The sequence below is a fragment of the Sodaliphilus pleomorphus genome (assembly GCF_009676955.1).
Classification (GTDB): Bacteria; Bacteroidota; Bacteroidia; order Bacteroidales; family Muribaculaceae; genus Sodaliphilus; species Sodaliphilus pleomorphus.
In genome coordinates, this window is record NZ_CP045696.1 from 496,991 (window position 1) to 511,333 (window position 14,343).

Below are 14,343 nucleotides of genomic sequence, written 5' to 3' on the forward strand. Positions count from 1 at the left end.
TGTCATTTCAACCAGATGCCCGAAGCCTCCCCCGAAATGATTTTTCTTAACTGTATATAACTGAGTAAACCTTGAATCAAATAGACCAAAGAAGGAACAGCTATGATGCCTACAAGGCCGAAGAACCGGCCAAGACAGGTGAACAACGGCCACGACACAAGCGCAAAAGCAACATAGACAATGAGCTGAATTCTCACCGTCCCAATTCCGTTTATCATAGTCATAAACATGTTGCCCAGCGACTGGCAAACCACATAGACAAACATAGCTATCGATACTGCAACCGGAACGTCAACCTTGTCGCCTATCCAGATGTGATAAAACAATGGTGAAACCAGGAGCATGACCAAGCCGCCACACGACATCAACAGCCATATCAGCCCCATGTTGTGCACCATAGATTTCATCCAAGCCATATCTTTCTTGGCATAGGCATCGGTGAAAGCCGACCACATGGGGGTGATGATGATAATGACCGCCATGTAAATGACATTGAAATATTTGTTGGCGATGTTGTACTGTGTCACGCCCATGGGGCCCACCTGGCGTGAAATGACAACATTTACAATCTGGAAAACAAAAATCAAGCACAGGTAGATGACAAAGAATTGCACACCCAGCTTCATGATATTTCCTATCAAGTTGAGCTTGATATACTTGAAACTGGGCCTGTACATCTTGTATCGTGAGCATCGAAACATAACAAACGACACCACCAGCATGACAATGCTGGGCACACCCGAATAGAATACCGCCAGTTTCACAAGGTCGCCAGTTGTGGTCTTGGTCAAGATGTAGACGACAAGCAACGACACATATTGGCCAGCGGCAAAGATGCAAGAGCCCCAGCCATTTTTCTGGTCGGCCGAGAGCAGAGAACTAAACACATTGGCAACCATGTTGATGCAAGTGAACGTGATGACCACGGCAAAAACGATGCTCAATTCTCCTCGATATGCAGCCGAAACCTTGAGCACCTTGCTCCAGTCGATGAAAGCATTGGCTGCCAAGGCAGCCATGAGCACCACGACAACAATGCTGCTTATTGCAAAATAGGTGGTACTCACCAGCCGGCGAGCAAGCAAAGTATCGCCGTGGGCCTTGGCCTCGGCAAACCTGTTGCGGAAACCGTTGCCCAGGCCGAGATCAAAGAAATTGACCCACCCTATGATCGAGGACAGGGTGAGCCATATACCATATCTCGCAGGATTGATGTAGCTTATCGTCATGGGCACAATGAGCAGCGAGGCAACAACGCTCACTACCTTCATCAGCGTTGCGAGCATAACATTGTGCACCACCTCCTTGGAGCGCGTGTCGCTTGCCCTGTAGCGCGTCAGCAGTTTTGAAATATTTGCTTTAATCGAAAGCATGCAAACGTTAAAAATGTTTCCTCAGAAATCAATGGACATTGTACCCTGTTTTTCTCGTATGTCGATGAGTAGCAATCTTAGAGCTGTCAAAAATCCAGTCGAATCTCGTCACCCGATATAAATATTTTGAGGATTGCCTGGGCTGGACAGAAAGGGCACCTACAACTTTTATAATGAGCAGCTCATCAGGACAACAATTGAGAATACAATTCCGCCAGCTGATTCTCAACATAACCAGACAAATGGGTCTTAGTAACAGCGCCCGATTTTGTCCCCATGGTCATTCTCAGCCTCTCATCTGTCATCAATCGAACAATTGCTTCGTACATTGCCACCTTATCTCCTGGTTTGAAAAGAATGCCATTATAGCTATCACTCACAATCTCTGGAATGCCGCCCACCTGTGTTGAAATGACAGGCAGTGCATAGCTTTCGGCCTCCAATATCGAAATAGGAACACCCTCGTGATAAGAAGGAAGGATGAAGGCATCGGCCGTGTTAAACAACTGCGATTTTTTCTCGCCGCTCACCCACCCTGCAAATTTTATGATATCAATCAACCCGTGCTGGGCAATAAAGTTTTTCACGCGCTCAGCATCGCCGTTACCACCTATGAGCAACTGAAGACGGCCGGCAAATTCTGTCTTATGCCTTGCAATGACATCCAAAAGATCATAGATGCCTTTATCCTCGGCCAGCAGCCCCAGAAACAACAAGGTGAACATGCCATGAGGCACTTTGTTGAGCTTGGGAGACTCAATGACGTTATTAATGGTGACAACCTTAGGGCAATCAAAAGTTGTCTCCACCCAATGCCTCCAGTAATCGCTCAGTGTGATCACACAATCACATTTATCGATTGTATCCTGCACGACCTGCTGGTGATGAGCATAAAACTCTTGAAACAGTCCACCGTGAAGATGGAAAACAACAATCTTCCTGAAGGCCTTTGCCAGATTAATGATTATCCTTTTCCGCCAGAAGCTTGCTTGGCTGGCAACATGCACATGCACAACTTGTATCTCTGGGTGAAACAACATCCACCACAGAAATTGAAACAAGGCATTGCCAAACTGAAAGAGCTTCCTCACCTTGCTGCTACTGCCAGCTGGGGCAGTAGCAATATGGTTGAAGGGATTGTAGAATGTGGTATAAACACTCTCGACACACGCAATGCCACCACGCACTGGCCTATTGGCAACTCCCACAGTTAAAATTTTTCTCCCGTCCATTCTCCCTTAAAACTACTGTTACTTGCCCAAAACAATGTGCCGTATATCAATGAGTCAAGATTTTGCTTGAAGTGCGGGCTTGTTGCGGAATTCCTTTTTAGGCATCGCAAGCCTGAAATTGGTCGACGGAAGAAGCCTGATAATCAATATGGGGACTATCCAGAAGAAGGAGGAGGCAATCACACTCGATGTATAGGACAACAAGAGGAGCGCACTCGCCACATACAACAATGTTGTAAAACCCAAAGGGCTTTTCCTGTTCTGGAAGAATAGCCTGATCATGCTGAAAAATATGGTGCCAATATAGATAAGGGTGCCCAGGTATCCATATCTCAAAAACAAAAGAACCCAAGCAATATCGCCCGTATCAAGTTGGGTCACCCCCCCGTTTTTACTCTTCAAGCCAATATGGAACAATTGCTGCTTGAGATCGCTCTCCTGAATATTGCCGATGCCGAAAACGGCATATTGCGGATGCTGGTTCAAGTAGTACATGCGTTCCTCGAGCATGAGCAAGCGGAACGACATGTTGCCACCCACGCGCCGGCCATTGCCCTGCAAGGCGCTGATGTCTTCCTTGGTTGAAAACAGGCGTTCGGTCAAGATGTTTTCGGTCGAGAGCACGATGCCCACAGCTGCCAGCGAGAAAGCGAGAATCATGATTTTGTTGGTCGACACCCCCTTGCCGTTGAACAGCAGCGACAGGCCGGCCACAATGACGCAGGCAAAAAAGATGGAACGGGTACCCGTCATGAAATACTCAAACACAATGATTGCGATAAACAGCCACTTCAAGAAGGAACTGATGCGGTAGCAATTGTTGAACAACAAGACGAAGACCAGGAACGAGACCGACCACGGTATGGATGCGCGGGTGCCATTGGCAAGACGATAGGCTCCAGTGAGGTCGGTGTCGGTATAAAACTCGTAGAGATAAACCAAGGCAATAAACACCGAGATATACATCACATAGTTGAGCGTCTTCACCACATCGCGCGGCTTGAGGTAGGGTATCATCCACACGGCCGACAGGCATATCCACTGCCTGAACACACGCACCACCGAGGAGAACTTCACATCGTTGACCAGGAGGTCGACAATTGCAGCAACGATAAAGAAAGCCAGAAAGAGCAGGATGCCCACCTTCACGGGATGCAACAGCCGCATATCGAGCTTCTGCGGTTTGTGCAGAAACATGACAATGAGCATGAAGATGTAGAGCACCAAGCCCGTGTCGGCATACTGATGTGAGAAAAACAGTGTCGACAAGTTGCTGCCACAGAAACTATAGGCCTGCGACAAGAACAGAATAGCAGTCAAAGGAAAAGCCATCTTGTTGCGGCTAATCTGAATAAGCGCAACGACAAAAACTATGACTTCCAAATAGCCCATACGAAAAACAATCTAAAGTTGCGGGATGAAGTGATACAGCAAGTTGCACTCGGCCGCAGGTTTACACAAGAAATAAACCTCTTTATAGCACGAGATAAAGGTGAAAGAGCATATCACAAGGCAACTGACGCACAGCATAAACTTCTTTTTTATCGCCATGAAATAGTCGAAGACATAGGCCATCATGATGACGACAAAGATAAACAAGTAGTCGGCGGGCCTGATGAGCGCATACACTGTGTTGATGAACAGATGCTGGTAGCACACCCCCACAAAGGCCAAGGTGAAAAAAGCATTGAATAGCTTGTCGCGGCTATAATACTCGCGCATGGCAGGATAGTACCAAATGAAGAGCAACGACTGGAACAGGTAGATGAGCCGGAGCGGACCGTAACCCTTGAAGACAAAGTGCTCCTCGATGAGCGGCTGAAACAAGCACTGGTACTTGTCGTAGCCCACAAGCGAAAACAGCCATCGCGATGAAGCTATAGGACTTAGCCACACTGGATAGGTACCCAGCAAGTAGCACACTGCAAAAATTGCCAAATAGAAGTTGCGGCTGCGGTCGGCTTTCAAGACGAGTGGCACAAAGTAGAGAAGCATCAATATCCATGCCGAGTAATGAATGGTGACAGCAACCAGCGTGAAAAGCAAGCAGGGCCAGAACTTGCGCCGGGCAAAATATGGCACCATGGGCACAAAGGCTATGGCAATCGTCCACTGGCGCAGATAGGTGAGCCAGTTGATGCAAAACGGGCCCAAGAGCAGCACCAGGCCTATCCAGCAGTAGAGCTGCTTGTGGTGCCTGAGACCGTAGTAGAGGCAAAAGGCCTGCAACGCCCCCCAGAAGCCAAAATAAAACGAGAAATGGCAACCCGTGAGGGCAATGAGCTTGGTGACGAGTACAAACCCAATTTCCAAGTTGCCGCGCAGGAGCGAGCCATCGGCCTGCAACTGCTGGAAATTGGTGAGATACATGCGGTAGTCGTTGCCTGTGTAGTAGCGCAAAGCCGAGAACAGCGCGATAAGGAGAATCGAAGCAATCGCCTCCCAGCTGTACCAGGGCAGCGACACGGCCGCATGGGTTGCTTGCCGCATCTTGTTTTCCCGGCGTGAGAGATTGAACCCCAGCGCAAAGAGCACCAAGGCCGCAATCACATAAGGACAAAAGTCAATCAGAAACTCCATCATTCCAAGCAATCGACAGTTAGGATAAGTGTGAGACTATTTCTTGAAAAGACCGCAGAAATCCAGAATGATCTTGTTGTCGCGCCATTCCAGGGTCTTGAACTGCTTGTGAGCCGTCAAGAAGGCCACAATGTCGGCCTTGTCGTAGGCCTCGCGATAATCGGTGAGCTTAAACACCTTGTGCTGGTCGATATTGGGCTCGACAACCATGATATCGGCATTGTTGCAGCTCTGCATCACCTGGGTGGCAATGCGCTTTGAAGGTGACTCGCGCAGGTCATCGATATCGGGCTTGAAGGCCAAGCCCATCAAGGCCACCTTGGGCTTGCGCCCATTGAGCAACTCAAACTTGAGCATGGCATTTTTCACCTTTTCGGTGCACCACTCGGCCTTGTAGTTGTTGACCTGGCGAGCCGTGGCAATGAGTTTGCTCTCCTGCGGGAAGGCGGCTGTGATGAAATAGGGGTCGACGGCGATGCAGTGCCCTCCCACCCCGCAACCAGGTTGCAGGATATTGACACGAGGGTGCTTGTTGGCCAGCGCGATGAGTTCCCACACGTTGATGCCCGCTTTGTCGCATATGAGCGAGAGCTCGTTGGCAAATGCAATCTGCACGTCGCGACTGGAGTTTTCCACAAGTTTGCACAATTCGGCCGTGCGGGCATTGGTCTTGTGCAGGGTGCCAAGCACAAAATGGGCGTAGAAGCTGGCGGCCTTGTTGGCAGCGTCATCGGTCAAGCCGCCTATCACGCGGTCGTTGTGGATGAGTTCGTAGATCACATTGCCCGGGAGCACACGCTCGGGGCAATAGGCAATGTGGATTTTTCCCTTGAGCTCGGGCCGCTCGCCGTAGATAACCCCAGCCATGGCCTCGGTTGTGCCCACAGGCGAAGTCGACTCGATGACAAAGAGGTTGCCCTCTTGCAGGAAGGGTATGACCGAGCGGGTGGCCGCCTCGACAAAGGAGATGTCGGGCAAGTGATTTTCTTTAAACGGAGTGGGCACAACGATAAAAAAAGCATCGCTGGGCACAGGAGTGGTGCGAGCCACGAGTTTACCACTGTCGACAACGCGCTTGAGCATGGGCTGCAATCCAGGCTCAAGAATGTGGAGCTTGCCCTGTTGAGTTTTCTCAACAACCTCGGCGTTGATGTCGACGCCCACAATGTCGATCCCGCTATTGGCAGCAATTATTGCAGTAGGCAGGCCAATGTAGCCTAACCCGATAAAACATGCTTTCATTAAATAAATAGTAGAAAACTAAGATATAAAGTGTTAGAATTAATGTTTGTTTCCGTAGCCATAGCCATAGCTATAGCCATACTTGTGATAGCCGTAACCTGAGACTTGGGGCGTGGTTCCGTTGAAAATGACAACCATGTTGCCATAGCGCTTCTCTACATAGTACTTCTCGATATCGGGCAGCGCGCCGCGGTCGAGCAGACCAGAGCGTATGACAAAGACGGTCATGTCGCAGAACTTGTTCACAATCGAGGCATCGGCCACGATCTCGACAGGCGGACAGTCGATGAAGATGTAATCGTACTTGTCGTGCATCTTGTTGAGGAGGCCGGGGAGGCGCTCGCTGAAGAGCAGCTCGGTGGGATTGGGCGGGATGGTGCCCACCGGAATGATGTCGAGATTGACGTGGGTCTTTTCCTTGACCAGTATTGCATCGATGTTGTCGACCCGCTCGTTGAGGTAGTCGGAGATACCCACCTTGGGAGAGTCGACAAAGGTGGAAAGCGAGGCCTTGCGCATGTCGAGGTCGACAATGAGCACCCGCTTGCCCTTGATGGCGAAACTCGTGGCAAGGTTCATGGTGATAAAAGTCTTGCCCGATCCGGCATTGGCCGAAGTGAACATGATGGTCTTGGTGCGGCCGGCCTTGCCCGAGATAAACTCGAGATTGGTGCGCACCACACGGAAGGCCTCGTTGATCTCGTTGCGGCTTTGCTCCTTGACCACAATGCGTCTCACGTCGTTGCGCTTGTTCAAGAACGAGAGCAGGCCCGTGTGCCGCTTGTAGGACAGCGGCAACTCGCCGATAAAGGGTATCGTGAGCGCTTTCAGGTCCTTGCGCGTGCGCACGGCCGTGTCGAGATTGTTGATGATGAGCAGCACCAGCGTGGGAATGAGCAATGCGATGAAGACGGCAATGAGGAAGATCGTGCTCTTCACCGGCTTGGTGGGCGTATTCTTGCCCGACGGGGGGTTGAGCATCTTGGTGTTGTAGGCCGTGAAAGCCTTCGACAGCTGGTTTTCCTCACGTTTCTGCAACAGGAAGGTGTAGAGTTCCTCTTTCACCTTCTGCTGACGCTCAACGCTGAGCAGGTACTTGGCTTGGGTGGGATTGGTGGCAATCTGCTCCCTTGCCTCGCTTTCACTACCTTGCAGCCCGTTGATTTTATCGGTCAACGTGGCTATCACGGTGTTGATCGAGGTCATGATCGATACCTTCATGGCCTGGAGCGACTGGTCAAGGTCGACGACAAGCGGATTGGAGGCGCTACTGTTGGCCACAAGATTGTTGCGCTGCAATACTTTCTCATTGTAGCTGCCAATTTGCTGAGACAACACTGTGTTGTCGATGCCTGTATTGGCAGGCAGGATTTTGTAGGCCCCCTCGCTCATCTGCTTCCTGATGTACTTGGCCATGTAGAGCTGGTTCTCAAACTCAAGCAGTTGCTGGCTGGTTTGGTCGGCCTTGTTCAGGTTGAGAGCGGCATTGGCAGCGACATCGGGCACCATGTTCTTGCTTTTGTAGGAAGATATGTCCTCGTCAACATTGCTCAGCTCGGCCTCGATGGCCCTGAGTTCCTGGTCGATAAATTGCGAAGTGCTGATTGCCTGCTGGTTGATATCTTCCACCCACTTTTGGTTGTAGACCACATAGAGGCGGTTGAGCACGTCCTCGGCACGGAAGGGATTCTCGTCGTTGAGCGTGAGGTCGACAACCGACGAGTTGTCGTCGTTGAGCTCCACCTTCAACCCGTGGTCGAGAGCTCCAGCCACAGCCTTGACGCTGCGATGCGACACCTCGATGGGGCTGTTGTACTTGCCCACATAGTAGGAGGTGGGGTTGACTATGACATTGCCCACAGGTGTCTTGGTGATGGTGCCGAAGCGCATGGTCACAGGCTGGACTTGCTTCTCGACGCCGTTGACGACAAAGTTGCTCAATTTCACGACACCGCTGCTGGGCAGCTCGAGGGTGAAATCGACCGACTGCTCCTCGCCGGCGTCGGGCAGGAGGACGTTGACCGGCAGCGTGCGGCCGTAGAGGATGTTGTCGTGGAAGGTGCCCTTGACGGCATATTGCATGTCGAGGTGCAGCTCACGCACCACCTCTTCCATGTAGGTGGGCGACTTGAGCGTGATCATCTCGTTGTAGAGGTTGGTGTTGCTCTTGCCGATGCCCATGCTGGAGAACTGGCCGAACTGGCTCGAAATCGATGAGTTGTTGTCCTCGTCTTTAATCAAGATAGAGGCCTGGCGTGTATAGACGGGCTGCGAGCACAGTATATACAGGCAGGCAAGGCCAAGCATGACGATAAACGAAATCAGGAACCAGTACCACTTGGCTGCGCACAGGTATAGGAAGTCCTGGATGTTGAGCGATTGATTCTCGTTCTTATCTTGGTCTTGTCCGTAGTAATAATCTTCTGCCATGTTGTGATGTATAGATAATTGTGATTACTTGGTGATGAGCACGATGACGGTGGTGATGAGCGAGGCAAGCGATATCCACAGCGACGGCTGGAGAAAAGCGTTGCCTGTGCCAGTCGACTCGCGGGCTCTCATGGCATTGGGTTCGACATAGATCACGTCGTTTTGCTTCAAGTAGAAGGCTGGCGACTCATAGAGTTCCTTGCCATTAGACAGATTGAGACGATAGCTAATCTGCTTGCCGTTCTCCTCTCGCAACACAAGCACATTGTCGCGGCGGCCGTAGATAGTCAAGTCGCCGGCGCGGCTTATTGCATCGATGATGGTGACCTGGTCGCGGTCGAGATTGAAGCGCCCCGGATTCTTGACCTCGCCAATGACCGAGAAAAACAAGTCCTGGAAGTCGACGGTGACGGTAGGGTCTTTGATATAGTTGCCGTTGACAAGTGTTGTTTTTATAAACTTGGCCACCTCGCCGCGCGTCATGCCGGCAATGTGTAGCTTGCCCACGACAGGGAAATCGATGTTGCCTTGCTCGTCGACGGTGTAGCTGGCAATGTTGGAAGTGCTGAGCGCGCTCTTGTCGGTCGACGACGAGGAATAGTGCCCCACGATGTTAAGGTTATACAAATAGGCCAATTGAGGATCCTTGCTGCTGACCAGAATCGACATTTTGTCGCCAGGCTGGATGCGGATGAAGTGCGAGTTGTCCAACGTCTTCACTTCCCCCGGCTGGACGTCTTGGAAATATCCCAGTCTCGGTGCCTGGCAGCTTGCCAGCGCGAGGGCCAAAAAGGCTATCACCAGTAAATGTTTTATTTTCATTATATAGAAGTTTTTATTTTGTCGTTGTAAAAAGTGTGTAGATGTGTGCCAAAAGCTTGCGGTCAATGTTGAGCATCGTCGATGACCTCGAGATAGTCGGGCGAGACCTGGGCAAAGGCCACTGCAATGACATTGCTTATCGCCAGCACCACGCTCTTGCTGCGACGGCCCTTTACCTTGATAAAAATGCCTTCCTTGCCGTCGAGAGGCCCGCCATGGATGCGCACCCTGGCGCCACGGGCCAGGTTGAGCTCCTCGGGTTTGAAATAGACGCAATTGAGGCCGCTGTTTTGCGTGACATCGATAAACTGGCTCATCTCCTTGTCTTTGACCACGATGGGCACATTGCGGCCGTTCTCCCTGAAGGTCATGTACTGCAAGTAGGGCAACCTTGCCTTGAAACGCTGCACATCGCCCTTGGCGGCATGAATGAAGAGCAGGTTGTGGATAGCCGGCTTGAGCATGCGCCGCGACTTGTTGCGCACCTTCTCGATGACATAGTGCATGGGAATGAAACTCTCGATGCCTGCATCGTCGAGCAACCGCTGTGCCATGAGCTCACGACCATAGGTGACTCGCATGGCGAACCACTGGGGAGTGCTATCGTCGACAGGCATGGTCATTTTTCTAAGCTTATATCAACTGAGGGCTCAACAGACCCAAAGTGTATAACCCTGGGGCATCGAACACCTCACAACCAATTGATGCTCAACAATTTAAATCAACACCATGAGAAACACTGCCCAAGCACACGGCATCGGCACGTTTCTTTGTAATGCAAATATAGAGATTTATCGCCAATCTTGCAATTATCGCACTGCAATTAAAAAAGCCGAAAGCTAAAAAAGCCCCCTTGGTCTCAACTGCCCCGTGGCTGCCCTACACCCGGTGGAAGAGCAGCTTCACGGCCAGCTTCAAGATGGGCAGCTGGCGCTTGAAACGCCTGGGGTTGGTCAAGAAGCGATAGGCAAACTCCAGGTTGTGGTCGAGCCACCACTTGGGCGCACGCTGCGCGTGGCCGGTATATACATCGAAGCTGCCGCCTAAGCCCTGATACAAGGCGCTGTGGTGCTTCAACATCTCGCTCATGAGCAGTTCCTGCTTGGGCGAGCCCATGGCAACAAACACGATGTCGGGCTTGAGCGTGGCAATCTGCTCGATGAGCTTGCGACGGTCTTCATCGCCATTGAGGTAACCATCGCGGTAGCCCACGATGTTGATGTCGGGATAAGTGTGCTTGAGGCGCGCCACAGTTTCTTCAATCACCTCGCGCTTGCTGCCCACGAGATAAAACGACCTGGTGGCATGATACCGTGCCACAATGTCGAGCCACAATTCACAGCCAGGTATCTTGCAGGCGTTGTCAACCCCCCGCTGCCTCAACGCCATCACTACCCCGCTGCCATCGCAGTAGCCTATATTGCTGTTGATAATGGAGCGCGTGAGGCTGGTTGCACGCATGAGTTTCTCGGCATTGACGGCCACCAGTAGGGCACTGCGGCCGTCGATGTAGCCGAGCAACTGCTCGCGCGACGAGAAGGGATAGATCTCTACCCCGTTAATGTTGACCCTTTGCATAGACTTCTTTTAAATAAAAACTCATGGCGTAGAACATGAATGCATTGCTCCAGCGCATGTAGGAGATGCGAGAACTCCCAAATTTCTTCAATTGGTAATAAAAGTATCCTTTTTTATCCTGCATGTGCGCTACTGTCCAGTCCATCACCTGCGTGGCCAGGTCCTGCCAGTGCTGGAAACGGTGCAAGAGCGAGAGAGTGACCATGAGTTGAGCCGGGCAGTGGATATCGATGGGAAACGTGCGGTTGTGGTAATACCGCGGCATGCCGCCGGCGAGAAAGAAACGACTGGTGTAGAAATCCAACCCCTTGTCGATACTGGAACGGCACGAGTCGTCGCCGGTGTTGTCGCTATAGGCCTGCAAGGCCTCGAGATCGTAGCCAGTGTGGAAGCTGTCGACCCAATGCTGGAAGGGCTGGCAGCCATAGGGCCACGAGCCGTCGGGACGCTGCAACTCGCAGCAAGCCCTCACCGAGTCGCTGGCGGCCAGGCGACAGGCCTCGTCGCCGGTGTACTTGTAGGCGATGCTCAGCAGTTCGCTGCCCAGCAACGAGGCATTGACGACCGTGTCGTGCCCGCTCAAGGGGCTGTAGGAGAACAGGAAACCCGAGCCCTGAGGCGTGCGATGCAAGTCGTGCTTGACAAACTCTGCCGTCGAGAGCACAGCCTGAAGCAGCCGCTCGTCGCCGTTTATCTTGTAGGCCGAGAGCAGTGCCGTGGCACAAAACTTGGTGGCAACAACCGTGGGGGTGTATTTCGGAAACAGGAACTCACGCCGCGACTGCCAGTCGAAGTTGTAGCCCCAGCAGCTGCCGTGGTAGTTGCCCGCCGAGCGCAGTTTGAGCAACAATGCAGCCAGGCTGCCAATGTGCCCCTCGAGCGTGTCGAGAGAGCCAAACTGGCTGGCCAGTGCCGGACTGGCCTGCACAGCCTCGTAGATGTTGCAATAGCCTTGCAAAAACAAGCCCACCCCCTTGGCATTGTACTGCTTGGGCACCATGGCCAGGCGCCGCAAGTTGAGGGGCGAGCGCTTGAAGGCCTGTATCATGACCAGGCGGCACAATGCACTGTGTTTCAAGCCTGGCAAGGCTTGAAACACTTGCGAGTTGAGACCGTCGTAGGGGTCCCAGCCCTTGTAGCCTTCTTTCTCACAATAGTGCTTGAGCTTGATAAAAGATGCTATAAAATCCATTGCTGTCTACAAAATTATCTCAAAAGCCACAATTCACCAAATTATGGATGTAAAGATGTTATAATTAATTCATGCAAAGTTTGGGACAAACAAAAAAAAACCAGAGAGCGTGAACGCGGGGTTCACATCCTCTGGTTGATATTGTGGGGTGACTGTTGCCTGGCCCGAGAGGCCATCCCAACAAGTCACTTGTGCTGACGATATTGTGACATTACATCATGCCGCCCATGCCTGGCTGAGCTGCAGGAGCTGCAGGCTGGGGCTCTTTCTTCTCGGCAATCACACACTCGGTCGTGAGGAACATGCCTGCGATAGAGGCAGCATTCTCAAGAGCGATGCGGGCAACCTTGGCCGGGTCGATGACACCCGTCTCAAAAAGATTCTCATATTTCTCGGTGCGGGCGTTGTAACCATAGTCGCCCTTGCCGTTGCGCACCTCGTTGACAACCACAGCACCCTCAAGGCCGGCATTGTTCACGATTTGGCGCAGGGGCTCCTCGATGGCGCGCTTCACGATGTGGATACCTGTAGTCTCGTCGTCGTTCTCACCCTTGAGGCCTTCGAGAGCGTCGATGCTGCGTATGTAGGCCACGCCGCCGCCAGGCACGATACCCTCGGCCACAGCTGCACGAGTAGCGCTCAGTGCATCGTCGACACGGTCCTTCTTCTCCTTCATCTCAACCTCGCTGGGTGCACCAATGTAGAGCACTGCCACACCGCCGGCGAGCTTAGCCAGACGCTCTTGCAGTTTCTCCTTGTCGTAGGTCGACTTGGTGTTCTCGATTTGGGTGCGTATTTGAGCCACACGCTCCTTGATGTTCTCCTTGGCACCGGCACCGTTCACGACAGTCGTGTTCTCCTTGGTCACGGTCACCTTCTCGGCGCTGCCCAGCATGTCCATGGTAGCACCGTCGAGCTTGATGCCCTTGTCCTCGCTGATGACAAGGCCGCCGGTGAGGATAGCGATATCCTCGAGCATCTCCTTGCGACGATCGCCAAAGCCAGGAGCCTTGACAGCGCACACCTTCAACGAACCACGCAGGCGGTTGACAACCAGTGTTGCGAGAGCCTCGCTGTCGACATCCTCGGCGATGATGAGCAACGGGCGGCCGCTCTGGGCAGTCTGCTCAAGAATCGGAAGCATATCTTTGAGCACCGAGATCTTCTTGTCGTAGATCAGGATGTAGGGGTGCTCCATCTCGCAAGCCATCTTCTCGCTGTTGGTCACAAAGTAGGGCGAGATGTAGCCACGATCGAACTGCATACCCTCGACCACGTCGACGTGGGTATCGGTACCCTTGGCTTCCTCAACGGTGATCACGCCATCTTTCTTCACCTTCTTCATAGCCTCGGCAATGAGCTCACCAATCTTGGCATCGCCGTTGGCACTCACGCGGGCCACATTCTCGATCTTGCTGAAGTCGTCGCCCACTTCCTGCGACTGCTCCTTGATGCTCTCAACCACCTTGGCCACAGCCTTGTCGATACCGCGCTTGAGGTCCATGGGGTTGGCTCCAGCCTCAACGTTGCGCAGGCCTTCGGTCACAATAGCCTGGGCGAGCACAGTGGCAGTAGTGGTACCGTCGCCGGCATCGTCGTTGGTCTTGGAAGCAACTTCCTTGACCAGCTGTGCACCTATGTTTTCAAACTCGTCGTCGAGCTCCACTTCACGTGCCACGCTCACACCGTCCTTGGTGATGTGCGGAGCACCAAACTTCTTGTCGAGAATCACATTGCGTCCCTTAGGACCAAGTGTAACCTTAACGGCGTTGCTCAGTTGGTCAACACCTTTCTTGAGAGCCTCGCGGGCCTTGATGTCAAATTTTATTTCTTTAGCCATAATGATTTAGTCTCCTGTTGAATAAAAAGAATTTAGTTGTTAAGATAATATAAA

At 52.1% G+C, this 14,343-nt stretch carries 11 protein-coding genes; all 11 read right to left on the bottom strand.

The window, feature by feature from the left end; all coding sequences use genetic code 11:
- Positions 1 to 2 precede the first annotated feature (2 nt).
- A complete protein-coding gene (locus GF423_RS02030; RefSeq protein ID WP_154326803.1) occupies positions 3 to 1,373 on the bottom strand; it encodes a lipopolysaccharide biosynthesis protein in 1,371 nt (456 codons plus the stop codon).
- Between the two features lie 185 nt (positions 1,374 to 1,558).
- A complete protein-coding gene (locus GF423_RS02035; RefSeq protein WP_154326804.1) occupies positions 1,559 to 2,605 on the bottom strand; it encodes a glycosyltransferase family 4 protein in 1,047 nt (348 codons plus the stop codon).
- Between the two features lie 54 nt (positions 2,606 to 2,659).
- Positions 2,660 to 3,937 carry a hypothetical protein gene (locus GF423_RS02040; protein WP_154326805.1) on the bottom strand — a complete coding sequence of 426 codons (1,278 nt, stop codon included), beginning with the start codon at positions 3,935 to 3,937 and terminating at the stop codon, positions 2,660 to 2,662.
- Between the two features lie 72 nt (positions 3,938 to 4,009).
- A complete protein-coding gene (locus GF423_RS02045) occupies positions 4,010 to 5,188 on the bottom strand; it encodes an EpsG family protein (RefSeq protein ID WP_154326806.1) in 1,179 nt (392 codons plus the stop codon).
- Positions 5,189 to 5,221: 33 nt separating this feature from the next.
- Positions 5,222 to 6,427 (bottom strand): UDP-N-acetyl-D-mannosamine dehydrogenase, encoded by a 1,206-nt coding sequence (gene wecC, locus GF423_RS02050; RefSeq protein ID WP_154326807.1) that lies wholly within the window; start codon positions 6,425 to 6,427, stop codon positions 5,222 to 5,224.
- A gap of 39 nt (positions 6,428 to 6,466) precedes the next feature.
- On the bottom strand, positions 6,467 to 8,857 hold the full coding sequence (locus tag GF423_RS02055; RefSeq protein WP_154326808.1) for a GumC family protein: 2,391 nt from the start codon (positions 8,855 to 8,857) through the stop codon (positions 6,467 to 6,469).
- 24 nt (positions 8,858 to 8,881) lie between these two features.
- Positions 8,882 to 9,679, bottom strand: coding sequence for a polysaccharide biosynthesis/export family protein (locus GF423_RS02060; protein ID WP_154326809.1), 798 nt, complete (start codon positions 9,677 to 9,679; stop codon positions 8,882 to 8,884).
- Between the two features lie 62 nt (positions 9,680 to 9,741).
- Positions 9,742 to 10,302: a UpxY family transcription antiterminator gene (locus GF423_RS02065; protein WP_235911790.1), complete on the bottom strand. Its 561-nt coding sequence runs from the start codon at positions 10,300 to 10,302 to the stop codon at positions 9,742 to 9,744.
- Positions 10,303 to 10,558: 256 nt separating this feature from the next.
- The gene (locus tag GF423_RS02070) at positions 10,559 to 11,257 is read right to left on the bottom strand and encodes a WecB/TagA/CpsF family glycosyltransferase (RefSeq protein ID WP_154326811.1); all 699 of its coding nucleotides are present in this window, start codon (positions 11,255 to 11,257) and stop codon (positions 10,559 to 10,561) included.
- Positions 11,238 to 12,449 carry a delta-aminolevulinic acid dehydratase gene (locus GF423_RS02075; protein ID WP_154326812.1) on the bottom strand — a complete coding sequence of 404 codons (1,212 nt, stop codon included), beginning with the start codon at positions 12,447 to 12,449 and terminating at the stop codon, positions 11,238 to 11,240. Before GF423_RS02075 ends, GF423_RS02070 begins: the two co-directional genes overlap by 20 nt.
- 211 nt (positions 12,450 to 12,660) lie before the next feature.
- Positions 12,661 to 14,289: a chaperonin GroEL gene (gene groL, locus GF423_RS02080; protein WP_154326813.1), complete on the bottom strand. Its 1,629-nt coding sequence runs from the start codon at positions 14,287 to 14,289 to the stop codon at positions 12,661 to 12,663.
- Between the last annotated feature and the right edge of the window lie 54 nt (positions 14,290 to 14,343).